The organism is Vreelandella gomseomensis (genome assembly GCF_031451645.1).
Lineage (GTDB): Bacteria > Pseudomonadota > Gammaproteobacteria > Pseudomonadales > Halomonadaceae > Vreelandella > Vreelandella gomseomensis.
Map to the genome: position 1 here is coordinate 77857 of NZ_JARWAI010000002.1, position 25433 is coordinate 103289.

General features: G+C 53.4%; 21 protein-coding genes and 1 tRNA gene. 20 read left to right on the forward strand and 2 right to left on the reverse strand.

The window, feature by feature from the left end; all coding sequences use genetic code 11:
- Positions 1 to 32: 32 nt before the first annotated feature.
- From lgt to QC815_RS02525, 7 genes are all read left to right on the forward strand, one after another.
- Entirely contained in the window at positions 33 to 851 is an 819-nt protein-coding gene (gene lgt, locus QC815_RS02495; protein WP_309766778.1) for a prolipoprotein diacylglyceryl transferase, read from the forward strand.
- Positions 852 to 922: 71 nt separating this feature from the next.
- Complete coding sequence (locus QC815_RS02500) at positions 923 to 1750, forward strand: thymidylate synthase (RefSeq protein WP_309766780.1); 828 nt, start codon at positions 923 to 925, stop codon at positions 1748 to 1750.
- The gene (locus QC815_RS02505) at positions 1747 to 2298 is read left to right on the forward strand and encodes a dihydrofolate reductase (RefSeq protein WP_230446506.1); all 552 of its coding nucleotides are present in this window, start codon (positions 1747 to 1749) and stop codon (positions 2296 to 2298) included. Before QC815_RS02500 ends, QC815_RS02505 begins: the two co-directional genes overlap by 4 nt.
- Positions 2299 to 2324: 26 nt before the next feature.
- Complete coding sequence (locus tag QC815_RS02510) at positions 2325 to 3014, forward strand: ProQ/FINO family protein (protein ID WP_309766782.1); 690 nt, start codon at positions 2325 to 2327, stop codon at positions 3012 to 3014.
- Between the two features lie 263 nt (positions 3015 to 3277).
- Complete coding sequence (locus tag QC815_RS02515; protein ID WP_309766784.1) at positions 3278 to 4345, forward strand: porin; 1068 nt, start codon at positions 3278 to 3280, stop codon at positions 4343 to 4345.
- A gap of 85 nt (positions 4346 to 4430) precedes the next feature.
- The gene (locus tag QC815_RS02520; protein ID WP_309766786.1) at positions 4431 to 5471 is read left to right on the forward strand and encodes a hypothetical protein; all 1041 of its coding nucleotides are present in this window, start codon (positions 4431 to 4433) and stop codon (positions 5469 to 5471) included.
- A 365-nt stretch (positions 5472 to 5836) separates the two neighbouring features.
- Positions 5837 to 7798 carry a sensor domain-containing diguanylate cyclase gene (locus tag QC815_RS02525; protein ID WP_309767062.1) on the forward strand — a complete coding sequence of 654 codons (1962 nt, stop codon included), beginning with the start codon at positions 5837 to 5839 and terminating at the stop codon, positions 7796 to 7798.
- On the opposite strand, the gene QC815_RS02530 is transcribed toward QC815_RS02525, so the two are convergent.
- Positions 7795 to 10863, reverse strand: a complete 3069-nt coding sequence (locus QC815_RS02530; protein WP_309766788.1) for a sensor domain-containing phosphodiesterase — start codon at positions 10861 to 10863, stop codon at positions 7795 to 7797. The genes QC815_RS02525 and QC815_RS02530 overlap by 4 nt on opposite strands.
- A gap of 147 nt (positions 10864 to 11010) precedes the next feature.
- Here QC815_RS02530 and QC815_RS02535 point away from each other — a divergent pair, with 147 nt between their 5' ends.
- The 4 genes from QC815_RS02535 to QC815_RS02550 all read left to right on the forward strand — a co-directional run bounded on the left by QC815_RS02535 (position 11011) and on the right by QC815_RS02550 (position 14622).
- Positions 11011 to 11958 carry an AEC family transporter gene (locus tag QC815_RS02535; protein ID WP_309766790.1) on the forward strand — a complete coding sequence of 316 codons (948 nt, stop codon included), beginning with the start codon at positions 11011 to 11013 and terminating at the stop codon, positions 11956 to 11958.
- Positions 11959 to 12011: 53 nt separating this feature from the next.
- Positions 12012 to 12088: transfer RNA gene (locus QC815_RS02540), tRNA-Arg, on the forward strand.
- A gap of 202 nt (positions 12089 to 12290) precedes the next feature.
- Positions 12291 to 13460 (forward strand): tyrosine-type recombinase/integrase, encoded by a 1170-nt coding sequence (locus tag QC815_RS02545; RefSeq protein WP_309767064.1) that lies wholly within the window; start codon positions 12291 to 12293, stop codon positions 13458 to 13460.
- A 109-nt stretch (positions 13461 to 13569) separates the two neighbouring features.
- A complete protein-coding gene (locus QC815_RS02550) occupies positions 13570 to 14622 on the forward strand; it encodes a hypothetical protein (RefSeq protein WP_309766792.1) in 1053 nt (350 codons plus the stop codon).
- 95 nt (positions 14623 to 14717) lie between these two features.
- On the opposite strand, the gene QC815_RS02555 is transcribed toward QC815_RS02550, so the two are convergent.
- A complete protein-coding gene (locus QC815_RS02555) occupies positions 14718 to 15194 on the reverse strand; it encodes a head completion/stabilization protein (RefSeq protein WP_309766794.1) in 477 nt (158 codons plus the stop codon).
- Between the two features lie 292 nt (positions 15195 to 15486).
- On the opposite strand from QC815_RS02555, the gene QC815_RS02560 reads away from it, so the two are divergent.
- The 9 genes from QC815_RS02560 to QC815_RS02600 all read left to right on the forward strand — a co-directional run bounded on the left by QC815_RS02560 (position 15487) and on the right by QC815_RS02600 (position 25177).
- Positions 15487 to 15789 carry a helix-turn-helix transcriptional regulator gene (locus QC815_RS02560; protein ID WP_309766796.1) on the forward strand — a complete coding sequence of 101 codons (303 nt, stop codon included), beginning with the start codon at positions 15487 to 15489 and terminating at the stop codon, positions 15787 to 15789.
- The gene (locus QC815_RS02565) at positions 15786 to 16013 is read left to right on the forward strand and encodes a hypothetical protein (RefSeq protein ID WP_309766798.1); all 228 of its coding nucleotides are present in this window, start codon (positions 15786 to 15788) and stop codon (positions 16011 to 16013) included. Before QC815_RS02560 ends, QC815_RS02565 begins: the two co-directional genes overlap by 4 nt.
- A 454-nt stretch (positions 16014 to 16467) precedes the next feature.
- The gene (locus QC815_RS02570; RefSeq protein WP_309766800.1) at positions 16468 to 16707 is read left to right on the forward strand and encodes a hypothetical protein; all 240 of its coding nucleotides are present in this window, start codon (positions 16468 to 16470) and stop codon (positions 16705 to 16707) included.
- Positions 16700 to 17017, forward strand: a complete 318-nt coding sequence (locus tag QC815_RS02575) for a hypothetical protein (protein WP_309766802.1) — start codon at positions 16700 to 16702, stop codon at positions 17015 to 17017. The genes QC815_RS02570 and QC815_RS02575 overlap by 8 nt, the downstream gene beginning before the upstream one ends.
- Positions 17010 to 18002: a toprim domain-containing protein gene (locus QC815_RS02580; RefSeq protein WP_309766804.1), complete on the forward strand. Its 993-nt coding sequence runs from the start codon at positions 17010 to 17012 to the stop codon at positions 18000 to 18002. The genes QC815_RS02575 and QC815_RS02580 overlap by 8 nt, the downstream gene beginning before the upstream one ends.
- Entirely contained in the window at positions 17999 to 19792 is a 1794-nt protein-coding gene (locus QC815_RS02585) for a DUF927 domain-containing protein (RefSeq protein ID WP_309766806.1), read from the forward strand. The genes QC815_RS02580 and QC815_RS02585 overlap by 4 nt, the downstream gene beginning before the upstream one ends.
- Before the next feature lie 436 nt (positions 19793 to 20228).
- A complete protein-coding gene (locus QC815_RS02590) occupies positions 20229 to 21137 on the forward strand; it encodes a hypothetical protein (RefSeq protein ID WP_309766809.1) in 909 nt (302 codons plus the stop codon).
- Positions 21138 to 22056: 919 nt separating this feature from the next.
- Complete coding sequence (locus tag QC815_RS02595; RefSeq protein ID WP_309766810.1) at positions 22057 to 24516, forward strand: TIR domain-containing protein; 2460 nt, start codon at positions 22057 to 22059, stop codon at positions 24514 to 24516.
- Positions 24517 to 24607: 91 nt separating this feature from the next.
- Positions 24608 to 25177, forward strand: a complete 570-nt coding sequence (locus tag QC815_RS02600; protein WP_309766812.1) for a hypothetical protein — start codon at positions 24608 to 24610, stop codon at positions 25175 to 25177.
- The last annotated feature ends 256 nt before the right edge of the window (positions 25178 to 25433 follow it).

Consider the following 25433-nt stretch of genomic DNA (forward strand, 5'->3'; position numbering starts at 1 on the left):
TTTCAAGCACAGACACCTTCAAGAGAACCTAGATGATTAACTATCCCACCATCGACCCCGTTGCCATTGCCATCGGGCCGCTGCAAGTCCACTGGTACGGACTGATGTATGTCGTCGGCTTTGTTGCCGCCTGGTGGCTGGGGTGCCGTCGCGCGGCGCGCATCGGCCTGAACCGCGACGATATCGGCGACCTGCTGTTTTACTGTGCCATTGGGGTCGTGGCAGGGGGACGCTTGGGCTACGCCCTGTTTTACGGGTTGGATCAGTGGGCCGCCGACCCGCTATGGGTGTTCAAGGTCTGGGATGGCGGTATGAGTTTCCATGGCGGGTTGATCGGCGTATTCCTCGCCGCCTGGTTGTTTGCCCGGCGCAAGCAGTTGGCACTGTTCACGCTCACGGACTTTGTTGCCCCCCTGGCGCCTATCGGCCTGGGCGCCGGGCGGATCGGTAATTTTATTAACCACGAACTGCCCGGGCGTGTGACCTCGCTCCCCTGGGGGATGCCGTTTCCTGGCATGGGGCCGGCACCGCGCCACCCGTCTGCGCTTTACGAGGCGTTGCTCGAAGGTCTCGTGCTGTTTTGCATCCTCTGGTGGGCATCGGCCGAGCCCAAGGCCCGTGGCTTCATGTCGGGGGTGTTCCTGCTGTGTTACGGCGTTTTCCGCTTCCTGGTGGAGTTTGTCCGCATGCCGGATGCCCACATCGGTTTTGTCGCCTTTGGCTGGGTGACCATGGGGATGGTGCTGACGCTGCCCATGATCGCGCTGGGCGCTGCCATGATCGCCTGGTCGCGCCAGCAGCCGGTAGATGCGGTGAGCGGGAACCAAGCAGACGTAAGCGGGAAGCGGTGAGTGGCTGTCTGTTAGATAGCTGTTCACACGTATAGAATAGAAATGAACCGATGACACAAGCTGGGATTAATGTGACTGCAACGACGCCGATGAACGAGGCACTCGAACAGCCCTACCTCGACCTGATGCAAACCGTGCTGGATCAGGGAGACGACCGCCACGACCGCACCGGGGTGGGCACCCGTTCGGTGTTTGGCCACCAGATGCGCTTTGATCTGTCGCGCGGCTTTCCGCTGTTGACGACCAAAAAGCTGCATGTGCGCTCCATCATCCACGAGCTGCTGTGGTTCCTGAAGGGCGACACCAACATTGCCTACCTGAAGGATAACGGGGTGCGTATCTGGGACGAGTGGGCGGACGAAAACGGCGACCTGGGGCCGGTTTATGGTTATCAGTGGCGTAGCTGGCCCGACCCCAGAGGTGGCAGCGTCGACCAGATCGCCAATGTGCTGGAGCAGATTCGTACCTCGCCCCAGTCGCGTCGGCTGATCGTCTCGGCATGGAACCCGGCGCTGGTCGATGAGATGCAGCTGCCGCCGTGCCATTGCCTGTTTCAATTCTACGTCGCCAACGGCCGGCTTTCCTGTCAGCTTTACCAGCGCAGCGCGGATATTTTCCTGGGCGTGCCGTTCAATATTGCCAGCTACGCCTTGCTGCTGAGCATGGTGGCCCAGGTCACAGGGCTTGAACCCGGCGAGTTTGTGCATACCCTGGGCGATGCCCACCTTTACAGCAATCACCTGGAGCAGGCCAGGGAGCAGCTCGGCCGCACCCCCACGGCGCCGCCAGCGCTGCACTTGAACCCCCAGGTAAGCAACCTTTTCGACTTCCGGTTCGATGATATCGATATCGTCGATTATCATCCCCAGCCGCATATCAAAGCCGAGGTGGCGGTATGAGTCAGGCCTCTTCTCAGTTGGATACGCACGTCGACCCCCTCGTGCCCGTTGCCATGATGGTGGCAATGGCCAACAACCGCGTCATTGGGGTCGACGGCCAGCTCCCCTGGTACCTGCCGGAGGATCTCAAGTTCTTCAAGCGAATGACCCAGGCCAAACCGCTGGTGATGGGGCGCAAGACCTTTGCCTCGATCGGCAAGCCATTGCCTAACCGATTGAATATCGTGGTGACGCGACAGCAGGACTTTGCCCACGAAGGCGTCCGGGTGTGCCATGACCTGCCGTCTGCGCTGGCGCTTGCCGACCAGCAGGCAACGATCGAGGCGGCCGAAGAAATCATGGTGATGGGGGGCGGCGAGATCTATCGCCAGGCCATGCCCTATGCCACGCGGCTTTATGTCACGGAAGTTGACATGGAGGTGCAAGGTGATGCGTACTTCCCTCCCATAGATTCAAACGAGTGGCGTGAAACCCAGCGCATTGCCGGGCAGCCAAATGAACAGCAGCCGGATTATGCGTTTGTTACCTACGAGCGCATCGAGGCCTAGGCCTGCGAAGGGAAGGAGAGCCTTGGATGTCGATAAGCCCTGAGTCAGAAAGCCCCAGACAGCTATTAGACGATCTGGAGCGGCGTTGGGAGATCGCCCAGGCTGAGCTAATAACGCTGCGTGAAGAAAACGCCGAGCTGAGGCGGTTGCTTGCTCAGGCGCAGGAGGCGGCGTCATCGCAAACGAGCGATGGCGATGCGTTACCCGTGGAGCCCGCTGAAAAAGACGAGCCGCCTTCGCCCCATGCGCTTCTGGAACAATGGTATCAGCGCTACCCGGAGGCGTTCTTCAAGGGGCACACCCAACCGCTGAAGGTGGGGATTCATCATGATCTCGCGGCGTGCGAGCCCTGGTCAGGCAAGCTTATCCGCCGCGCCCTGGCCAACTACGTCAACCTGCCGCGCTACGTAAAATCGGTGCGCGAAGGCGCCAGGCGGATAGACCTGGCGGGCAACGATGCCGGCGTGGTAGACGCTGAAGCCGCCCGTCACGCCGCCGAAAAGCGCGCTCAACAGGCGGCCGCCACCCCCGTCGAGCGATCCAGGCGAAAGCAAGGGGGGCAGTCCAGCCCTAAAGCCACCAGCCCCCAGAAAAAAGCGCCGTCGCCCAAGACCGTGAAAGCTGAAAAAACGCCGTCCGAGCCTGACTTGTCCGAGAAATCACTCAGCCTGGAAGATAAGTTGCTGGGTTTGAAACAGAAATTTCAAAGCCGTTAAGACCGCCTCAAATGGGTGTGGTTCCAAAAAAAAGCGCGAATAATAAAAAAACACTGTTTTTTTCTATTGCGTTCCTCGGAATCCCGGTATAGAGTTTGCCTTGCGAGCATTGGACTATAACAAGGCTTAGTTGAGGAAATGCCGCGTTGAGCCGTGTGCCAAGCACTCGGCAAATGAAAAAAGAGCATACCCAGCAAGCCGACTGTCGACCGCAGGTCGAACAGAAACGATCGAAACAGTAAGCTAGTTAAGGAACCTACACCATGAAAAAGACACTTTTAGCAACTGCTATCGCCGGTGCGGCCTTCGCCTCTGGCGCCCAGGCAGCGACCGTCTACAACGAAGACGGCACCAAGCTTGACCTGTACGGCAACATCCAGATCGCTTATTACAGCATCAACGATGCCAATGGCGATGCGCAAGACGGTATCCAAGACAATGGTACCACTTTCGGCTTCGCCGCTGAGCATGCCATCACGCGCGATCTGACCGGTTACCTCAAGCTTGAGCTTGACGACATCAAAGCCGACGAAATGGCGACTGCCACTGATGACAGCGACGCTGGCGACACCGCCTTTGTTGGTCTGAAAGGCAACTTTGGTGACGTTCGTCTGGGTTCTTACGACCAGCTGATCGACGACTGGATTCAGGATCCGATCACCAACAATGAAGGCTTTGACGTAAGCGACTCCACTTCCGCTCACGGTAACGGCGCTGACCAGCAGACTGACAAGGTAACCTATACCTCTCCGTCATTCGGTGGCGTGCAGTTTGCGGTAGGTACCCAGTACAAAGGCGACGTCGACTCTGCCGACAGCGGCGTTGACCAAGGCAGCAGCAACGCCTCCTTCTTCGGTGGCGCCAAGTACACCGCTGGCGCGTTCTCTATCGCCGCTGTATACGACAACCTGGATAACACCGTTTATGCAGACGCTAACGGCGACGTTGACAGTGTTGGCGACCAGTACGGCATCACCGGTCAGTACACCATCGATACGCTGCGTCTTTCTGCCAAGGTTGAGCGTTTCGACTCTGACATCAGCGACGGCGACTCCACCAACTTCTATGCTGTCGGCGCACGTTACGGCTACGGCAACGGCGACATCTACGGTGCCTACCAGTACATCGACGTTGGCTCCGGTACTTTCCTGAGCGAACTGGATGAGTCTCTTCAGGGCGACCAAGATCGTGACGAGACCTACAACGAAGTAATCCTGGGCGCTACATACAACATCTCTGACGCGATGTACACCTGGGTCGAAGGCGCACTGCGTGACAAGCCGAACGACGAAGGCGACGGCGTTGGTGTAGGTGTAACCTACCTGTTCTAAATCCTGCCAGGGCTAATACTAGCCCCAGGGTTTACATAGAGCCGGCCCCATGGGGTCGGCTTTTTTGCTTACTAGGTGAATGCTTATGAACATACGTTATGTATTGGCTGGCGTCGTGGCGATCAATGTCTTGGCAGCCGCGCCCTTTGCCTCGGCCAGCGAGACTCAGGACCGCTTTCGCGAAGAAGGGCGGGGGATGGATCTGACGGGCATACTGCAGTCCCGCACGGATGCCAGCAGCCAGCGATTCTTGTTTGGCAGCGTGAACACGCATAAAGTGACGGTCGATGAGCCAGGTCAATACCGGTTTTCCAGCAATGTGACCAGTGGGTTTTCGGACGACTACCAGATTGCTGCAGAGCTTCTGAATAGCAACGGTGAGGTCATTGCGCGCAGCGAAGCACTGGGGCAGAACGGCGGCCTCGCGATGCAAGAAGCGCTGGCGCCGGGCGACTACACGCTCCGCGTTGAGGGGCGTCGATTCGGTACTCGCGGTAAAGCAGGGGACGGCTATTCGATTTCTGTGGCGGGCTTGAATGCGCAAGGTCAGGTGGTCGAGGACTCAGTAAGCGATGGTGCGGGCATTGCCTTTACCGGCAATGGTGAGCGGGGCGGGCGCTCGGTATTTGTTCGTCAAAATGATGCCGTTGTCGCCTTGGGTGCAGGGGCTTCGCAGGATGAATCGCGTTCGTCTGGTGCCAACGACGATGTAATGGACGCAGCGGATGCCGAGCCCTCTACCGCAAGCAGTCAGCAGGCGTCAGCCGAGTCTTCAACCAAACAGGCGCAGCCCGCTGCGAATACGTTCGAAGAAATCGTGAGTGACGTGAAAATCCGCGCCAGCGGCGAAGTGCTTACTTTCGAGATGGCCGAGGCGGGGCGTATTCAGCTCACCACGTCGACGTATCCGACAGGGTATGAGGACACGTACCGCATCGAAGTCGACATATTGGACGAGCAGAATCGTGTCGTTGCCGAAGGTGCCGGTGAGGGCTTCGATGGGGACGTTGACTTGACCACTAACCTTGAGTCAGGACGTTACCGCGTGCGTGTGAGCGGTCAGAAGTTTGGCTCAGCCCATTCCGGTGTCAATAACTATGAGTTGCGTATCCGTCGGCTGAATTGATGCAAGGAGCTAAAATACGCGCAATGTGTCATTGCGACTCATCAGTCCCGACAACAAGGCTGAGGTCTGGAGAGTAACGTGTATGAGCTTGTACAAGGGGGCTCCGGCATTAATAAGTGTCGCCCTCCCTTGTGACGACACCCTGTGAGAGTGTTATGGATTGGATGGCGACTGCTCACCCAGGGGCGAGTCACGCTTAATTCTTTTGTGGTCGTCGCTCATACAACGTTACTATAGTGGTAACGTCCTCAAAGGCACTGGTATCAAAAATGGTTGGTTATGATAAACATTAAGCGGGGCGGTTTGGTTTGGCTCGCCTTTTAAACCGCAGAACCTGCTTCGGTTCACTCCAGAACCGCCTGCTGATGGGGCTGGCGGTTACCTGGCTGTTGGTGGTCATACTGGTGCTGGGAATGGCTTGGCAGCTAGGCACTGCCATGGTCAAGGCCACCAATATGGCGCATCTGCGCTATGAGTCCACCTTGCTGGCCGATGAGGTGGCCGAGCAGATTGAAACGCGTTTTGATGCGCTGACCCGCTTGAATGACCAGTTGGAGCCGGGGGCGGACAGAAACACGCTCCGCACCACCCTTAAGCAAAATGCAGCCTTGATGGCCTGGTTTGAGGGCGTCGTGGTTGTCAATGCCAATGGTCGGGTAATTGCCGACTGGCCCAATGTCGAAGGGCGCGAAGGGCTGGATACTGCGCCGCTTGAGTATTTTAAAATGCTGCGCGGCACTCGGATGCCCTACGTCAGCGAACCCTTTGTGGGGCGTGCCAGCGGCATTCCCATGGTATTGGTAAGCGTCCCACGTACCGGTTCAGACGGTGAGTTTGACGGTTTTGTCGGGGGCATTGTGAGCCTGCATTCCGGCGGCCTCTTTGATCGCCTGTCGCGGGTAAGGCTCGGTGAAGACGGCTATGCCGGCGTCGCCACGTCGTCGGGCAAGATTCTATACCATCCGAACCGCGGCCTGATCATGAATGAGGTGCCCGACAACGACTTTAACCCCTGGTTGGGGCTGGCGCTGGACGGGTGGGAAGGGGAAGCCGAAGCGCCGCTGCTCAATGGCGAACGCTCGTTTCAATCCTACCGCCAGGTGTGGCCTGCTGACTGGATCGTCGGCCTGTATTTGCCCAACGATCAGGCCCAGCAGCCGTTAAGCGGTTTTTTACAGCGGCTCTGGTGGCTGGGCGTTGCCCTGACCCTGCTCATGTTGCCGCTGTTGTGGGTGCTTTTACGCCGCATGCTGTCGCCGCTCAAGCATCTCGCCAGACAGATCGGCGAGGTGGGGCGCGGCGAGCGTGAGCGCGTGCAGCTAGGCACTCACATGCAGGAGTTGCAGCATGTGGCGGGTACCTTCAACCGCGTGGAAGACGAACGACAAGTGTTGATGACCAACCTCCAGGAGCGCGAAGCGTTTCTCGACTCGGTGCTCAATGCGACCCCCCAGGGCATGTTCGTGGCCAACTTCGACGGGCATATTACCTATATGAACCCCTCGCTGCTGGGAATGCTGGGCATCCAGGCCGAGGTGCCCATGGAAGCCTGGCTGCGACAGATTCACCCTGACGATCGTGAGGGCGCCATGGATATGTGGCAGCACAGCCTGAAAACGGGCAGTGATTTTGTTCGTCAGTTGCGTTTCGAGCGAACAGACGGTGAAACCTTGTGGCTGGATATTCACGCTCGCGTGGTCATGCTGTCCCAGGGCGGCCATTCCCTGGGGCTGGTGGGGGTCGTCAAGGACATCACCGAGCGTCGCGAACTGGAAGCCATACAGCGTTGGGAAGCCGAGCACGACCCCTTGACCGGCCTGCTGAATCGGCGAGGCTTCGAACGGCGTTTGGACGAGGCATTCGCCGACTTTCAAAAGACCAGTACCCCCTCGGCCTTGCTGCTCTTCGACCTGGATCATTTCAAGCCGATCAACGATGAAGGCGGTCACGCGCTGGGCGACGAAATGCTCCGGCGTATTGCCCAGGTAGTGGCCTGGGAAGTGCGCCGCAGCGACCATGTGGCCCGTCAGGGAGGCGATGAGTTCGGCGTTCTGCTGCCCAGCTGCACACTGAGCCAGGCACGGAGGATTGCAGAGGCGCTGCGCAATTCCGTTGGCGAGATTTCCGTCGTCCATGAAGGCAAGGAGTACCGCGTCACGCTGAGCATCGGCGTCACCACCTTCCATGAAGATGACAGCAGTACCGAAGATGCGGTAGCGCGAGCGGATGCGGGCAGCTATGCGGCCAAGGATAAAGGACGTAACGGCGTCGTCATTAAGCTACATGATGATGAAGAAGCCGCAGATCCGATACAGCTTTTTGACTAGTGTCCGCAGCGTTGTGCTTGCCACTGCGCCAGCCAGGTAGGTATCTCTACCGCCGGCATGGGGCGGGCAATGCCGTATCCCTGCGCCAGGTGGCAACCCAGGGCGAGCAAGGCACTGGCATGCGCCATGGTTTCAACCCCCTCGGCAAGCACCGGGCGGGAAAATTTCCTGGCCAGAAAGATAATGCTTTCTACGATGGCGCGGTCATCCTGGCTGCTCAGCATGTCGCGGACAAAGTCGCGGTCTACCTTGATCAGCTGTACGGGCAGTCGACGAAAATACGCCAGGGATGAATATCCCGTTCCGAAATCGTCCAGGGCCACATCAATGCCCAAGGTGTGGCAGGCGGAGAGCACCGCGAGTGCCGCCTGCATATCGTCGAATGTGGCCGATTCCAATATCTCCAGCGATAACTGGCGCGATTCGATATGCGGGTAGGCGTCAAGCAGCGACTGCAGTCGTGGCAGGAAGCCGGGATGCAATAAATGCCTTGGGCTGATGTTCACGCTGGTAGGCAGGTCAATCGATTGCTGCTGCCATAGGGTCTGCTGCTTGAGGGCGGCTTCGATCACCCATTCGCCAAGGTCATATTCGAGATCGGTGCCTTCGACCAGCGGTAGAAACGCCGCTGGCGAGAGCAGGCCTTCCTGTGGATGTTGCCAGCGAATCAGCGCCTCGACCCCGATGACTTCCTGGGATTGCAGGTTGACCTGGGGCTGATAAAAAAGCTGGAATTCGCCTTTTGCCAACCCGGCATGGATGGCGCTGCGCTGCTTTTGCCGGTTGCGCGTCGACTGTTCCTCGTCGGGGTTGTAGACGGCCTGCTGGGAGGGGCCTGCCGCTTTAGCCTGGTACAGCGCTTGATAGGCATGCCGGATCAGAGTGTCTGGATCACCGTTGTCGTGTGGATAATACGTTGTGCCCACGCAGGTACTCAGCTTGATGGGCTGGCCTGCCAGATACAGCGTTTCGTGAATGCAGCGCTGCAGGCTTGAGGCGGTAATGGCTGAGCGGGTGACGACCGCGAACTCATCACCGCTCAGGCGACCGCAGACGCCGTCGCAATCGGTCAAGGTTGCCAGGCGTCGTGCAACACTGACCAGCAGATCGTTGCCGGCTTGATAGCCGAGTAGTTCGTTGAGCCGCTTGAAATCGTCCAGGTTCATTACGTGTACATTGATAGGCTGATCGTCTGTCGCCTCAAGGCAGTAACGGGCTAGCTTTTCCTTGACCAGACGCCGGTTGGCAAGGCCGGTGAGTTCATCAATGTTGGCGGCTTTGTAGAGGGCCTCTTCGTGGGCTTTGCTGTCGCTGATGTCTGACTGAATGGCAATAAACCCCTCGCTGCCGTTTTCGCTTTCGGGCAGCGGGTTGCAGCTGATATGCACCCAGTAGGGCGAGCCATCCTGTCGGTAGTTGAGCAGTTCTTCTTCAAACCCCTGCTTGTTTGCGAGGGCTTTCGAGATGCGCGCGAGGGTGTCCGGATCCGTTTGTGATCCCTGGAGCAGCTCCCCTGGCGTCTTGCCTTTGGCATCGTCCAGGGTATAGCCACTCAAACGGGTAAACCCTTCATTGATCCACTCGATACGGCCCCGGGTATCGGTGATCACTACCCCATTGCTGGTTTTTTTGGCGACCATGGAAAGGCGCGCGATGGCGTTCTGATCGTCGCGTTGCTGGCGATGGACACGCAGGCTGTTCACCAGCTGCCCAATGCTGCCCAGCAGCGGCGCCAGAAAATCGACAAGTGCCGTGTCATACCCGCCCGGACGATTTGCCAGGCCGATCATGGCAATGCAGTGGCCGTGTAAATGGATCGGCACCCCTAGAAAGGCGTTAAGCGGAGGGTGGCCGGGAGGTAGCCCGCCCCGGCGAGGATCCTGGTCGGGCTGGTTGGCAATGACGACCTCCTCATGACGCATGGCATGGCCAAACAGGGTGTCGAGATTGCTGAATATCATGCCGCTGGGCGCATTCTGCGCGTAAAAGTCACGTGATGCGGCGTCCCAGGTGATATCGGTTATCGCATGGGCGACCAGATAAGGCGCTTGCTGTTGATCCCTGAGTACTTCACCAATGAAGCCGTATTCGCTGTCGGTGAGCGCTAACAGGTCATCCAGTAGAAGATTGAGCGCTTGGGTATTGTCACGCTCGTCAATGAAGCTTGCCTGGGCGCGCATAATGGCATGTTCCAGCGCCTGCTGCTTTAGCAGTTGGGTTTCGATACGTTTGCGTGGGGTCACATCGATCATGGTGCCGATGAGCTGGGCAACATGGCCGTTGGTCATCACCGGGTTGCCGGTAATGCGTACCCAGCGCTCGAGGCCCTTGGGTGTCACTAGCTGGTAGATATCGCTGAACGCCCGCTGGTGGTCAGCGGCGGCATCCAGTGCCTGCTGCAGGCGTGCTTTGTCCTCATCCACGTAAACATTCAAGTGGCGAAACATGTTGATATCGTCGTTTTCACCAATGCCGTAGAGCTGGTAGATCACATCATTCCAGTACGTATCCCGGCTGGGAATATCCATTTCCCAAATGCCGATCCCTGCCTGACTGATGGCATGCTGGCCACGTGAGGCCAGGTGACACTCGAGCTGTAACATGACGTTATTGGCGAGCTGGCTCAACAGCTCGCGCTGAAGTGGAGTCAATTGGCGCGGCCGCATGTCCATGACACAAAGCGAACCAATCGCCTGGCCGTTATGGGCGATTAACGGCACTCCTGCGTAGAAGCGGATTTCAGGAGGCTCGACCACCAGGGGCAAGTGCGCGAAGCGAGGATCCTGTGCCGCATCGGGTACTTCAAGCAGGTCGGCAGTTGCAATGGTGTGGGTGCAAAAGGCATCGTCACGTGGAATAGAGGCAGTAGCGCTTCCAATGCCGCTCTTACACCACGCATGGGTATCGTCCACGAGGGTGATGAGCCCGATAGGCATCTGGCAGAGCGTGGCGGTCAGTCGGGTAATGCGATCCAGTTCAGGGTCTTGGGTCTGATCGCCCAGCGTGTAGCGTTTCAGAGTAAACAAGCGCTGCGCTTCGTTGTGGTGTCCGGCGGGCGATACCATGGGCAACCTTTCTGTTATAGGCGCGTTTTAAAATACTTTCCATGATGCCGTCCGCAGTGTCCAGCCAGTCGACAAAACACTGTCAACGGTAGAATATAAGCAAGCACTGCTTTAACGACGCCCATCAACGAAAAGAGCCCGCTGACCGTGAGTCTATCTGAGCTGTTTGCCCGCACCCTTGACGTCACTCTGCCCGTCTTTGCCATGGTGTTTGTCGGCTTGGCGTTGAAGCGCATGGGGTGGATCGATAGGGCGTTTGTCGCGACTGCCTCTGCCCTGGTTTTCAAGGCGACCTTGCCGACGCTTATCTTCCTGAGTTTGGTTAACGCCGATCTGTCTGTGGCACTGGATATACCGCTATTGGTGTTTTTCGCCCTGGCGACGCTTTGCCAATGTGCGCTCAGTTGGGGATGGGCGAGCTTTCGGATCCCGCGTCAGGAGCGTGGTGTCTATGTGCAAGGCGCATTTCGCGGCAACTGTGGCGTGGTAGGGCTGGCGTTGGCGGCGGGGATGTATGGCGACTACGGACTTTCCGCCGGCAGCCTATTACTGGGGGTGGTGATAGTGACGTACAACGTGCTCTCGGTGGTGGTCCTGGCCATGTATCAGCCGGGACAGGCCACCGACTGGCGCAGTCTGATGTGGAAGATCGCCACCAACCCCCTGATCATCAGCGTATTGGCGGCGCTGCCGTTCACCGTCGGGTCGGTCTCGCTGCCCCGTTGGTTGATGACCTCGGGCGATTATTTTGCCTCTCTCACGCTGCCGTTGGCGCTGATTTGCATTGGCGCGACGCTATCGGTACGTAGCCTGCGCGATAGCCAGCAGGTCGCCTTGAGTGCCAGCGTGATGAAGATGGTGGTACTCCCTGCGCTGTCGACGGGGGCCGCCTGGCTGATCGGCTTTTCCGGCCGCGAGCTGGGCCTGCTATTTCTGTTCTTTGCCAGCCCCACTGCGGCGGCAAGCTTTGTGATGGTCAAGGCGATTGGCGGCAACGTCGCCCTGGCCGCCAATATCATCGCCATCACCACGCTCATGGCCAGTGTGACGGTGACTGCCGGCATTTTCTCGCTGCGTCTGCTCGGCTGGATATAGTGCTGTTGCCTTGGCCTGCGCTGCGCCAGCGGTTATACTGCTCGCCCTCATAAGTCCCTGTAGCTCAGTAGGATAGAGCAGCCGCCTCCTAAGCGGCAGGTCGCAGGTTCGACTCCTGCCAGGGACGCCACCCCACTGTTTTAAGAAGTCCTGAGAAATCCAAAAATGATGTGTAACACACTGAAAGACATTATTTTTTAGCCCCGCTTGTTCCCCAGCATTCCTTTCAAAACCGGCTTTCAAGTGGTATACAGAATGGTATATACCTCCGTTCAAAGATGCTTGGTATGCCACCATGACGCTAACTGTACGACAGATAACCGCAACCAAACCTGGCACGAAAGTCCACCCTCTCCGATGGCCAAGGATTAGAACTTAGGATCTCGCCTAACGGGAGCCGTGGCTGGCGTTTTCGCTACACACGCCCTAACGGCAAGCGAAACATGACCAGTCTTGGCGTTTACCCTGATGTGAGCCTTGCAGAAGCGAGAGAAAAACGTACGAATATCAAGCGCCTGCTGGCCCAGGGCATCGACCCGGTTGAGCAAAAGCAGGAAGACAAACGTAAACAGCAATACGCCGCCGAGAACACTTTTAAAGTGCTGGCCATGGAGTGGCACGCCTCAATGGTGCCGCGCTGGAAAGAAAGCTCTAAACGGGCCAATGACAGTAAGCGCGTGCTTGAAATGTACGTTTTCCCCAAAGTGGGGGATCGCGCCATTGAAACCATTCAGCCCCTTGAGTGGCTGGAAATGCTGCGCAGCCTGGAAGATGCGGGTAAATTCGAGCAGAGGCGACGCCTACACGCTTTTTGCAGGGATATTTACCGCTACGCCATCATTACCGGCAGAGCCAGCTACAACCCCCTTACTGATCTAAATACAGCGCTGAAGCCTTACAAGAAGGGGAGCTTTCATCATATACCCCAGCAAGAGCTACCTGAGCTTGTGCGCGACATTGAGGCGTACGACAAAAGCCCTATCGTGCGTATTGGCTTAAAAATGCTGCTGCTGACGGCCGTGCGCCCTGGTGAACTGCGCATGGCTGAATGGAAAGAAATCGATCTGCAAGCCGGGGTGTGGCAGATCTCTGCCGAGCGAATGAAGATGGGCAAGGCGCACCAAGTGCCCCTGCCAACCCAGGCGGTTGAAGAGCTGCGATACCTGCATAAGCTAACAGGCTCTTTCAAGTTGCTATTCCCAGGCCGTAACGATCCAAGGCAACCCCTTTCGAATACCGCATTTGGCATGGCATTAAAGCGCATGGGCTATGAGGGGCGGCACGTACCACACGGGACGCGCCATGTGGTAGCCACCGGCCTTAAAGAACTGGGTTACCCAAGGGAGTGGATCGAAGTCCAGCTATCGCACAAGCTGCCAGGGATCGAGGGTGTCTATACCCATGCCCAACACATGGCACCGGATCAGCGGCCCGCCATGATGCAATTTTGGGCAGACCACCTCTTTGGAACCGAGAGCCGCAACTGTGGGCTATCGTCTTGATATTGCTGAAGCAAGAATGAGCCGGTAGCAGTTTGGTCACTTTTAAAGTTAATATTGATTAGCCCCCCGTAGAGGTGGTGGCCGATAATACCTTTCAGGGGAGCGAGTGATGGCAGACGATAAGATTGTTTTAACTGGAGTTGAGCAAATTTTGGGGCTGCTTGAAGACAGCTCAATAGATCAAATAGAAAAGCTAGATTTCTCTCAATGGCCAAGCCTGAAAATAAAAATTGAGGGTGACAAGTATCACGGCACAATTACTCCAGAGCTTGCAAAGTCGCTCTATGATTTTGTTTACCAACTGAAACGCGGCTATGCTGAAATTAAGTACGGTACCAGCAACCTTCAGAGGCTAAGAAAGGAAGATGTAGCGCTTTTTGACTCCATCACCTTCAGGATTTCGGAAGGGTGTTCTGATGTCATATCTGAGGGGCTTGGAAAAATATTTGATGCCATAGCCCAATGCGTAAAGGACGGTTTTTCAGAGATGACACCTAAGCAAAAGATGGCAACGATAGTTTTACTGGCGTCTATTGCTGCCGGTTACTTCGCCTTTGACTCATATCTTGGTCAACAACATGAGCAAGAAATGGCTCGTATTGATATTGAAGCCCAAGATAACGACTATGCACATACTTCAGAGATTGCGGAAATCGTAAGACAAGCTGCGACTTCTAGTGAACGGGCTGACGAAGCGATCACTGGTTTCCGTCGGCATGTAGAAGCCGGGCACCGTAATATCGTTCAGTCAGTAAGTGATGCTGATCGGATAAATTATTCAGGTCGAGAGCTAACTGAGGAAGATATTGAGCGAATCACTCACGATAGGCCAATAACATCAGACTCCACGACCTTTACGGAAGTTGTCGCTCTTGAGCATGTTAAGAGGTTGATTGTACGTCAAATTGTTACTGTCAGCTTCTACTCTCCTCAATTTGATCGCCAAATTACTATTCAGTACAACATGGGGCATTTAGGTACTAGAAAAGAGGAAAGACTGAAGGAGGCATTTTTTGAAAACACTCATAAAAGTGTAGAGGTTGAATATTCTGCTGTTTTTAATGAGCAAACTGGTGAATTCATCCGTGGAACATTGGTCAGCATAGGCGATATACATACAGGCGTTGGCCTGCATGAAGAATCAGAAGACGAAGATGAATAATTGCAATTAGAAGAATATGGAGACATAACTTAAAAAGGCCCCCAGCAGAGGGCCTTTTCGATTATTGATTGACCATAGGCTCTCACTACCCCACCTCACTCCAAATTAGTCAGAATATCCGCCCTTACAGGTCGCTCTAAAATCTCACTTACTGCCCAGGTGGCGTCTCGCCAGAAGCCACCGATGGCCTTAGCTCGCTCCATGCCCAACGGTGATATATCAATATATGGATAGGTCTCAAGTAGCTTGGCAAAAGCTGTTGAGAATAGCGCTCGAAGGTATAAGCAGTGGTACGCGTCCTCGTCCTGCCACAAGGGCACATGCACGGCTGAAAGTGCGCTGTAGCCTGCCTTTTCTTTTTCCGCTTGCCAGGGCATGAGCGCAGAATTGACGGGGGTCATGGCCTCAATCAACGCATTTTCCAATAGAGGGCCTTTTGAGAGGCCATCGATCACTTGGTAATGCATGCGAGGTGGCTGGCCAGGGTCTATGTCAGGCCAAAAGCCGTTGTTGGGCAGGGCGCGCTCTGAGGTTTCATTGGTGCCTGTATCGGTGGTGGCAATATCGCTCATGGGCCTCTCTACCTGGCTATGTTCATTGTGGTTGGCGTCAAGCTTGTGGCTTTGTGTGGATAAACGTCAAGGCGCCTTGCACAAGGCCATAACCATGCCCACCCGCTTATGACCTTACTCACAAGCCGCTGCCCCAGCAGCGGCTTATTAAGTTTGCAAGGCATAAATTAGTACCTCGGTGTAAGTAGCCCTTCTTACACCGGGCGCTGCTGGATAGGTGTTGGCATGGGCCTCAAGCTTACTAGGGCTATAGAGGCACTTACCCGGAATAACATCACGAGGACATGAGCCAATGACCGAAACCACACAAACCACCCCTTTCAAAACGGTGAGCAAGATCGCGCTTGGCAATCGCTTGCTGCGCCGTAAAGACGTGGAGCAGAAAACCGGAAAGAGCCGTTCAGCCATTTACGAAGGCATCCGCCAGGGCACCTTTCCCGCCCCGGTACCGATTGGCGGTAAAAGCGTGGCATGGCTGGAGGAGGAGGTAGATAGCTGGATTGCCAACTGCCTCGAGGAGCGTAAACGCCAACGCCTGGAAAACTGCCCGGCACCGCTACGCATGACCACTCAACCGCAGGAGCAACGCGCATGAACCAGTTTGAAGTCACCGTTAATGGCACCACGCTGAAGCTGACCGCTGAGGATGTGGTCATGATGTCAACCGCCATGATGGATGCTATGCGTACCCCACGCGAAAAAACGTTCCAGAAGGGCACCACAGGAAATATCTACGCCAGGTTGTTGAATGATCAGGGTGGAAGTGCCCAGCGGTTCAGCAAACACCCGCCTGCTGGTGACGTCGAAACCGACTGCTAACCCCTAGTTCTTAAAAAATAGCCGTAACGCTGCTGGGCAATGCCCAGCGGGTATGGGGAAGGTTTGTCCAAAAATCGTAAAAAAGGCTCCAGAGCGGGGGAGCACTGGAGCCAAAGCGAAGCAAAATGAAAGGGTACACATGAAATCTATCAAATTAAGCACAATTTGCCGCCTGGAAAGCTTGCGAGGAACGCTAAGGAATGCTTACTATATAAATACCGTAGCAAAATCTATGGTCAGGTTTGGCGACCTGAGACTATCTAGGCGCAGTAGCGCCACTAGCATTGCAGGCGCTTTTTTTGTGCCCGTAAAGCTATGTTATGGCGGGCTGCGTGGGGAGACCTTCGGGTCTGCCGGTTCCCTAGATAGCCGGTTCGCCAACCCTGCGCAGTCCGCCCCCAGTCTGTTTGGCGACAGCCGGGGCGGTTCCGAGGAAATATCTAGGAGCTTACCCATGGCCAATCACAGCCAAGGTGCGTCCACGCACACCCAAAATCCTCCCTCGCAAGTCGTAACAGCGCTGATCGGTGCAAAACTGATTGCCTACCGCGTTAACCGCAAGCCTGAACAGCTACACCAGCTGCTGGGTATGGCACGCATGGCCACCGCGCTAAATGTCCTCTCTTATCATGATCATGACCAGCTACTTCTCGAGCTCGAGCGCCTCTGCGTCGAGGAGGTAAGCCATGACTAAGCTAAGCACTACTCCACGCCTGGAAGATGCCCCTTGCCTGACAGAGGCCGAATGCTTATTGATCGATCCTCGCGCCGACCAGGACGCGCTATTTGACCAAGCAGAAAGCCGTCTGGAAGCCGCTAGCAACTTGATGTTTACGCTTTGCCAAATGGACACGCCAGGAGCCAGCGCCGATGCCCGTGATTTAGCTAATGTGGCAATAGCATCGCGCTTTCTGCTAGCTGACTCTCTTGATCTGATTATGGTTGCCCGTAAAGTCGCTAAACGCCAACAAGCGCCTGCCAAGAAGGGGGGCGCACATGGCTAAAACGACTATCCAAAAAATTCAGCAGGTGGCGGCTGTTGCCCTCAACAGCGCTGACATTCTGTTAGCTGAGTGGCTGCCTGATGGGGAGCGCCAGGGCAGCGAGTGGGTAGCGCGCAACACAGCACGCGCCGATGCCTGCCCAGGCTCGTTTGGTGTGTCGCTCACCTCAGGCAAGTGGAACGACTTTGCCGACCAAGACGCCCACGGCGGGGATCTCGTATCCCTGCTCAGTTACCTACGCAACTGCCGACAGATCGACGCGGCCATGCTCATTGACGAGCAGCTTGGGCTGGGCATCTTCCAACGCTCAGGCAGCTCAACTGCACCGCTTCCAAAGCCCTGCGAGGTGCCAGGGAAAGCCCAACGGCGTAAGCAGGCGGAAACGGCAAGGATAGCCGCCCAGGCCCGCGCCGCTCAGGCTGCCCAACGGTTATGGCATACCGCAGCCCCCGCTAATCCTGCGCATCCCTATTTGGTTGATAAGGGGGTAAAGCCCCATCACTTACGGCAATCCGCCCAGGGGCAACTGCTTGTGCCGCTTTATGCGGATGGGCAGTTAGTCAATTTGCAGTGTATCGACCCGCAAGGCCAGAAGCGGTTTTTAAAGGGAGGACGTGTAAGGGGCGCTTATGCGCCCCTTGGCAAAGTGCAGGCCGGTCGGCAGTTGTTTATCTGTGAAGGCTGGGCGACTGGCGCCACGCTTCACGCCCATACCGGGGAGCCTGTGGCGTGCGCCATGAATGCGGGCAATTTGGCCGCGGTAGCGGAAACGCTTCGGGATCGCTACCACACGCTGGATATGGTGATTGCCGGTGACGATGACCGCTTAACGCCGGGAAACCCAGGCCGCACAGCGGCCAATGCCGCCGCGCTATCCGTAGGCGCTTTGGTGTTATTTCCCACATGGCCACCAGATGCGCCCGACTCGCTCAGCGATTTTAATGACTTGGCTCGCTGGCACAGCCAGCAAAGGAAGGCCAAATGAGCGAGCACAACACGCAAGAACAGCAAGCGCATCTTGCTCTGGTGGGCAAGCCCACAGCACCCAAGATCGACACCTTAGAACGCCCGTCGTTTGCAGTGTACGAGGGGCCAACCATCGTCGAGGGCAAGCAGTTCCGTGCAGGCACTTGGTACCACGGCATCAAGCACACCAACAGCGATGAAGCAGGACAGCCGTTTGATCTTTGGCTTTGCGCACCGCTCTACGTGCAAGCGGAAACGATCAATAGCGATGATGGCAGCGTAGGGCGCTTGCTGCGCTTTAAGCATCGTGGCCACGCCATTGAGTACGTGATGCCTATGGAAGCGTTGGCAGGCAAAGGGGAGGAAGTTCTGAAAGCCCTGCTCCGCCAGGGACTGGAGGTGGATTATCACCAGCGCCGTTACGTACCTGCCTATATCGCCAGCCACCACGGCCTAACGCGGATTTTAGCAACCACCACAAAGCCAGGGTGGCACGAGCGTAGCGGGGCCTTTGTACTGCCTAGCCGTATCTTGGGGGGTGAAGACGTTCGTTTTCAGGATAGCGGTAAAGGGGCCCACCTGTTCACAGAGCGCGGCACGTTGGAAGGCTGGAAAAGCGAGCTGGCCACCTACTGCCAGGGCAACCCGGTGTTGATCCTCTCCGTCTGTTGTGCGCTGGCTGGGCCACTACTTTCCAAAGTGGGCGTGAACGGTGGCGGTGTGCATCTGGTGGGCGATTCCTCAAGCGGTAAATCACTCGCCCAGGCACTCGCCGCCACGGTGTGGGGCGACCCCAGCCGGTTTGCTGCATCGTGGGATATGTCCCGGGGCGGTATCGAGATCGAGGCATCGTCACGTAATGACACGGTGCTGATCCTGGACGAAATCAAGCGCGCCGACCCCAAGCGCGTGCAAGAAATGGCCTACGCCATCGCTAACGGCACGGGCAAGGGCACCATGACCCGCGAGCGTGAAGGGCGGCCTAAGCTGTATTGGCGCGTTTTAGCGCTTTCCAGCGGGGAGCGCTCGCTTACCGAACACGCTGCTATTTCAGGCAATGCTGCCCACGCCGGGGCAGAACTGCGCATGGTAGACGTGAACGCAGGCACCCGCACTTACCGCGCCTTTGACGATGTACACGGCATGGGTGGAGCGACCTTCCATAGAAAGCTGACCACGGCCACAGCGCACCACTTCGGCATGATTGGCCCCGCCTTTGTGGAGCATTTAATCAAGGAAACCGACCCTGACTACTTTTATCGGCGGTTTGCTGAGGTACGGGAAGGATTCAACTCTGAAGGCCCCCAGGCGGGAAGGGTAGCGGATCGCTTCGCCATCATTGGGCTGGCAGGCGAGCTGGCAACCACTTACGGAATTTTGCCGTGGGAAGAAGGCACCGCCGCCAATGCAAGCCGACAGCTTTTCCGCGAGTGGATAGCCAGGGTAGGCGACGGTAACGCAGAAGACCGGCAAATACTTAGCGCGCTATCAGATTTTATCGCCATGCACGGGGATAGCCGCTTTTCTGACATCACTGCCCATCTACCCAACCCAGGTATTAAGCACCGGGCGGGTTACTTCGAAGTCGAGGACGGTAAGCGCCTGTACCTATTCAACCGTGCCTCACTGGCAGAGGCCGCCGCAGGCTATGGCCGTGACCGCGTGATACGCACCCTGGAAACCTACAACGTGCTTGCCAAAACCGACAGTGGCCGCCGCCAGAAAAACTACCGCCTGCCAGGAGGAGGGAGCACGCGCTTTTTCGTCATCGATCCCGACAAGCTGGACGGCGAGCGAGGGGGAGAATGATGCAGGGGCTTTTTACGCGTGAACCTAGTTTCTGTGGCAACACTGGCTACAACGGCAACGCCCAGCAACCATGCGGCTTGCAGCCGTTGCCTATTAATAAGAGAGGTGGCAACAAAGGCAACACATATCTTTATATCTATAGAGCACCTGATTTCGTCTGTTGCCGTTTTAAAAAAGCGGCTACAGGTTGCCAAAAAAAATATCAATTAAATCAATGTTGTTACCGATGTTGCCACGTTGCCCACGTTTTTGAAATCAGTCAGGGGAATTATAGGGGAGTGGCTTCGTTCGTTATGCGAACACTTCCTAATTGTCTCCTTGCCGTGACCCATCCCCCTTTCTGGCAGGCGCTTTTCTTCTTTCTTCCGTTTTCCCAACCGTGGGGCCTTGGCTCCACATCGTCACCCTGCACCCCAACCGCCCAATGGAGGGCCTGATGAACCAACCAGCCACTAACACCCAGCAGACCGACCTTAACAGCAACGAGGGCCAGACTATGGAAGCCGCACAACCGGAAGCACAAGCGCCTGCCCCAGGTGGCAAAGCACCTGGACGATCCCTTAGCTACTTTGGTGCGCCTGAAATCGCCCAGTGCATTTCAGAGGAGGAGCTGCACAGGAAAGTCGAGAAGGGATTAAAGGTATATCTCACGCGTCGTCGTAAGTTATCAGAGGTATGCAATGAAATTGACCGGCTCAAAAAAACAATGAGCGCCCTAGAGCAGCAAGGGGAAGAAGCCGATGGGGAGTGGAAACTTAGCTTTCTGAAGGGGTTTGGCAAACAGACCAAAACTGTGCGCGACACGATTAAGCAGAAAACCCAATCCAAGCTTGAGGCCGAGCAAATCAAGGAGATGATCGCGTTACTCGAACCACAGGCCCAGTGGATCAAGATGCATACCTATCTGGCGCGCAGCTTACTGGTTCAGGATAAGAATAGGCTAATCGACCTAGTGACACATAATCGCCTGATTTCAGCAGTAGACAAGCTTTCTCAAAACACGGAGTGCATGGCTGAGTTAGCGGTAGTGGTGAAGTACCTGTTTGAGCGAGTCGATACTGATACCTGCAATGACCATGCTTTCATGGCCTCGCTAGGTATTGATGCCGGTATGCAGAAAGGAGCAGCTTACAGGGCAGTACTATCGGGTGATGATAACGCTCAGCTGAACAGAGAAGTGCATAAGCGCCAGATTGCCGCGCTTGGGGATCTGTTCCTTAGCCGAATACCTGTTAACCATGAGCGTGTGATGCTGCCAGGAACCGAGGTGCCAGAGCGCCTACCGTTTGAGGACTATATGACGATGGTGGTCGTTACTCACCTATTCGCTTCCCGCGTGAGCTGAAAGAGCTTGAAGCGCAAATGAGCTACGTACCCAGCATTGAGGAACTGGATAGCGACGATACCGCCGCTTAGCGCTCAATCATGCCCCTCAAGCCAAAGCCTCGCCTTGTGCGGGGCTTTCTCGTTTCAAGGCATTAGCGAAGCTTACAGCGGCACACAGCGGCTATATGGCTAGGTTGCCAGGGAGTAGGCCCACCCAAACCGCCGCACCCCACGGCGCGTCGTCCCCCGCCCGCCTGCGGTGTTCGCTTGTGGGGCAATTCTTCATGCACCCCGAAAAAATGGGCCAAAGCCCGCTATTGCTGGGCTGTAGGCGGGTTTTGGGTGCATGGAAGTCATGCGAAATCATGCGGATTTATGCGCTTTCCTTGGGCAAGATGGTAAGAAGATCCTAAAGCCAGTCCACCGACTGGCCGATAGTATAGAAAGGCATTTCTGTTAAGGCCTCACTGTGCCGAGGCGTTCCAATGAGTAGCGGTGCAGAGTGGTCTAAAGTCTCAGGTGATTGTGTTTTACAGACGTTGGGAAATGATGAATACTGCTTAAATAATGAAGTACAGATGTGGTAGCCGATGGGTACTAATTGGCTTGTAACAACTGATTCGCGAATCACCAGTCAACGTTGTTAAAGCTTAGGAAAATGTTGTTACTTATTGCATAAGTGCACATGTTTTTCTATATGAATTTTTAAGTGAGCCATTGTGTGCGAAGCTTAAGAAAGCCTAAAATAAAGTTATAAATTTCAGAAAGAGTTGTAATAACTGAACGAGCTTTAGATACATATTGATTGAAATTGCTAGATAGAATTATACGTTAGGAAAATTGCTTGTATATATTTTTCAGACAATCATGCCAGTACGTTTATCCACTCGCACGATGGATGTTTTAATGTCGTTTCATGTAAAAATTAAGGATGCTAAATGATTAAGTGCTTTTTGTCTCATAGTTCTACTGATAAAGAAGGCTATGTGAGTATTGTTAAAAATATAATTAGGAAAGAGTCGATAATTTATGACGAGGATACTTTCGAAGCCGGTATGTCTCCTGGCGAGGAAATAATCAATGGGTTGGATGAAACTTCCCTTTTTGTGATCTTTATATCTGAATCGGCTTTGGAATCGGAATGGGTGAAAAATGAAGTTTTCATGGCAAAAGAAAAGGTTGATATAGGGAAAATTGATAGGATATACCCAATAATTATTGATGAAAAAATTACTTTTGAAGACACTAGAATACCTAGTTGGATGAAAGAAGGATTTAACATTCAGCATATCCGACAGCCAAAAGTTGCTGCTCGAAAGATTAATTCTAGGCTGCGAGAGTTAACTTGGAAAAATCATCCTACTTTACGCGAAAGAGAGAAAATATTTGTTGGTAGAAATGCAAAGATAAAACATGTGGAAGAAAGGTTTGATGATTATGAAAAGGATCCCCCTCTTGTATTTATTGCTTCAGGACTAAACTCTATAGGTAGAAAGTCATTTATAAAGCACTCGCTTAAAAAGTCAAACGTGATTAGGGATTCGTATGAGTTGCCTCAAGTCTCGTTGGATGAAAGTGATAGCGTTGAGGATTTTATTTTAAAAATCAACGATCTTGGTTTTACAGATGCGATAAATACAGAAGACCTGCTAAAAACGGATTTGCATGAAAAAAATAAGATTGCATCAGTTCTTGTTAATGGCATAGTATCTGAAAAAGAACGTGTGTTAATTGAAGATAGAGGCGCAATAGTTCAGTTTAATGGTGAAATAGTTGATTGGTTTACCAACATCATTAACAATATAGCTGACAGAGAGCATTTGACATTTTGTATCTCGAGTAAATTTCGAGCCAATAGGTCTTTGAAACATAGAAATCCTGTGTTCTATATGGAGGAGATTCCCGAACTGGAAAAATCCGAGCGCAATGGACTGTTATCTCGGTACACAAAATTCAGAGGTTTAGAATTGTCACGTGACGAGCTCGGATTTTTTTCAGATATTCTTACCGGTTATCCTGAGCAGGTTATTTATGCAGTGGACATGATCGCTGAAAGTAGTGTATTTGAGGCCAAAAAGAATTCTCACCTTATTCAAGAATACGCTACCGATAAGGCGAAGCTCGTTATCGATTCGCTTAAGAATAACCAACAAGCTCTTAATTTTCTTTATTTTTTGTCAAAGTTTGAGTTCATAAGTTTCGACTTTCTATTCGAATTAACGGATGAGGAAACCTATTTTCCTATACTGAGCGATTTTTTATTGAGCTCTGTCTGTGAGCGGCTAGGCGCGTCCGGCGACTATATTAGAGTTAATGAGGTGATAAAAGATTACATTGATCGAAGCCGCTTTGGAATGCCCACAGAATTCACAGATAAACTTAAAAGCCATGTGCAAGAGTTTATAAATAGCAACGAAGATGATAATAGAGATATTTCCGATTATATATTCTCTATACAAGAAGCATTGATTTCTGGCGAAGATGTTCCAGATAGATTGTTGGTTCCTTCATATTTTATTAAAACAATTAGAACCATATATAAGAGAGGAGGTGGTTCTAACTATAAAGAAGTGTTGAGATTATCTGATAGAGTTTTGCAAAATTCATCGTATCTCCACAAGAACGTTCTCTCACATATTTATTTTTTAAAGTGTCAGGCTCTTGCTCGCCTTAGGGATCCTGAGTTTTTTGGTGTTGTGAAACATGTGCACGAGCCTGAAAAATCGTTTTTGCATGGGTTTTATTATCGAATACAAGGTAGTCAGGATAGAGCAATAAGTAGCTATAATAAAGTTCTGGAAAAGCGTCCAAACGATTTTAGGGCTAAAAGTGAGTTGGTGCTAGTTTATATGCAAAGCGATGAATATGAGCTTGCTTATGAACTCGCAAAACAAATATATATCCGGGCTCCTAATAATCCGATAAATGCCAACAATTATCTTTCATGCATATTTCAAAAAGATAAAAATCAAGCTGAAAGATCACTCATAGAAGAAATCGTAGGAAGACTTGAGTCAGATCCTACTGATAGAGCTCAAGAAATGTATAGCAGTGCGCGTGCAAAGATACTTGCTCACTTTGATAATGATGTTATAGGTGCATACAAACTACTTGAAGAAACGATAAGAAGGTTTCCAGAAGTTACTTATCCTATCTTGACATTGGCAGATTTGGCTATCCAATTTAAGAATACAGATAAACTTAAGCAAGCAATTGCACTTCTTGATGATAAAGAGTCAAAAAATTCCCAAACATACAGAAGCTACATTAGGTACAAGTCAATCTATATAGCTATGACTGGAGATTGCGGTAAGGCTATCTCATTAGCCAGAACAGAATTGAGTGGCGTACGTAAAGAAGCCTTAGATAAGTTTATTAACAGGCTGTCCGCTTTATAGAAAGAGTTCAAAAAATTAACTTTGCAGGGGGTGTGCTAGCTGCACCCCCTATTTTTTTGGTAACTAGACGTGATGACTTTCAGAGGTAAATATGGATGAAAGAAACAGTAGTGAATTGATTTTGACATTAGGTGAAGACTTTAAAAGATGCTACGCCAGTGTTCTAAAGGATGTTGAAGAAGGTGAAAAGCAAGCGGATGGTACTACTATTGCTGATCACGAGTTTAATGCCCGGCAACTGGTTAGGGCTGGTTTTGCTTATATTGAAGGAGTGAGTTTTTCTTTGAAGGTGGCTGCAATCGATGATGCCATTGAAAATGGTGTCAATCTAACTCAAGCAGAAATTGATTTTGCATTTGAAGTGTCTCACCAATTAAATGATAAAGGTGATATTGTTAAATTTAATGCGCATATAAGCCTGACAAAAAATATTAAATTTGCATTTAATCTTTATTCAAAAGCACATGAGTTGAACAAGTCTTTTGATGCTGGGCTTACGTGGTGGAGTGACTTAAAAAAAGCTATAAAAGTTCGAGATAGGCTGATGCACCCACGTACACCTGAAGATCTTGATATTGCGCCAAGTGAAGTAGTCACAGTCATTTCCGCGGTTAGAGGGTTTGAGTCCTTGTTATTTGAGTATTTTGGAAACGAAGCATAACAAGTCGCAGCACCCTCATCTTGCGACTGCTGGGACGCTTGCCCCACATCGCAACTCCGAGCTTGTGTTTTGCGTTATAATAGTGTTGCCAAAAGTATCGGTTTTGGCCGCAAGTAATACGTATGTACCCAAACAGATCTGCCATTGCCTTATGTTATCCAACGGGTACACGGTCAGTTGGTTGCAAATGGAGACGCTGGTATACGAGGTGGTATATTTTATTTTGTTTTTCTCATTAATTTTTCATAAAATCAGT

What these genes read in the sequence shown, in the direction of transcription:
- lgt (WP_309766778.1), top strand. Translation starts at nt 33, where the DNA reads ATGATTAACTATCCCACCATCGACCCCGTTGCCATTGCCATCGGGCCG.
- QC815_RS02505 (WP_230446506.1), top strand. Translation starts at nt 1,747, where the DNA reads ATGAGTCAGGCCTCTTCTCAGTTGGATACGCACGTCGACCCCCTCGTG.
- QC815_RS02510 (WP_309766782.1), top strand. Translation starts at nt 2,325, where the DNA reads ATGTCGATAAGCCCTGAGTCAGAAAGCCCCAGACAGCTATTAGACGAT.
- QC815_RS02515 (WP_309766784.1), top strand. Translation starts at nt 3,278, where the DNA reads ATGAAAAAGACACTTTTAGCAACTGCTATCGCCGGTGCGGCCTTCGCC.
- QC815_RS02520 (WP_309766786.1), top strand. Translation starts at nt 4,431, where the DNA reads ATGAACATACGTTATGTATTGGCTGGCGTCGTGGCGATCAATGTCTTG.
- QC815_RS02525 (WP_309767062.1), top strand. Translation starts at nt 5,837, where the DNA reads ATGGGGCTGGCGGTTACCTGGCTGTTGGTGGTCATACTGGTGCTGGGA.
- QC815_RS02530 (WP_309766788.1), bottom strand. Translation starts at nt 10,863, where the DNA reads ATGGTATCGCCCGCCGGACACCACAACGAAGCGCAGCGCTTGTTTACT.
- QC815_RS02550 (WP_309766792.1), top strand. Translation starts at nt 13,570, where the DNA reads ATGGCAGACGATAAGATTGTTTTAACTGGAGTTGAGCAAATTTTGGGG.
- QC815_RS02555 (WP_309766794.1), bottom strand. Translation starts at nt 15,194, where the DNA reads ATGAGCGATATTGCCACCACCGATACAGGCACCAATGAAACCTCAGAG.
- QC815_RS02560 (WP_309766796.1), top strand. Translation starts at nt 15,487, where the DNA reads ATGACCGAAACCACACAAACCACCCCTTTCAAAACGGTGAGCAAGATC.
- QC815_RS02565 (WP_309766798.1), top strand. Translation starts at nt 15,786, where the DNA reads ATGAACCAGTTTGAAGTCACCGTTAATGGCACCACGCTGAAGCTGACC.
- QC815_RS02570 (WP_309766800.1), top strand. Translation starts at nt 16,468, where the DNA reads ATGGCCAATCACAGCCAAGGTGCGTCCACGCACACCCAAAATCCTCCC.
- QC815_RS02575 (WP_309766802.1), top strand. Translation starts at nt 16,700, where the DNA reads ATGACTAAGCTAAGCACTACTCCACGCCTGGAAGATGCCCCTTGCCTG.
- QC815_RS02580 (WP_309766804.1), top strand. Translation starts at nt 17,010, where the DNA reads ATGGCTAAAACGACTATCCAAAAAATTCAGCAGGTGGCGGCTGTTGCC.
- QC815_RS02585 (WP_309766806.1), top strand. Translation starts at nt 17,999, where the DNA reads ATGAGCGAGCACAACACGCAAGAACAGCAAGCGCATCTTGCTCTGGTG.
- QC815_RS02590 (WP_309766809.1), top strand. Translation starts at nt 20,229, where the DNA reads ATGAACCAACCAGCCACTAACACCCAGCAGACCGACCTTAACAGCAAC.
- QC815_RS02595 (WP_309766810.1), top strand. Translation starts at nt 22,057, where the DNA reads ATGATTAAGTGCTTTTTGTCTCATAGTTCTACTGATAAAGAAGGCTAT.
- QC815_RS02600 (WP_309766812.1), top strand. Translation starts at nt 24,608, where the DNA reads ATGGATGAAAGAAACAGTAGTGAATTGATTTTGACATTAGGTGAAGAC.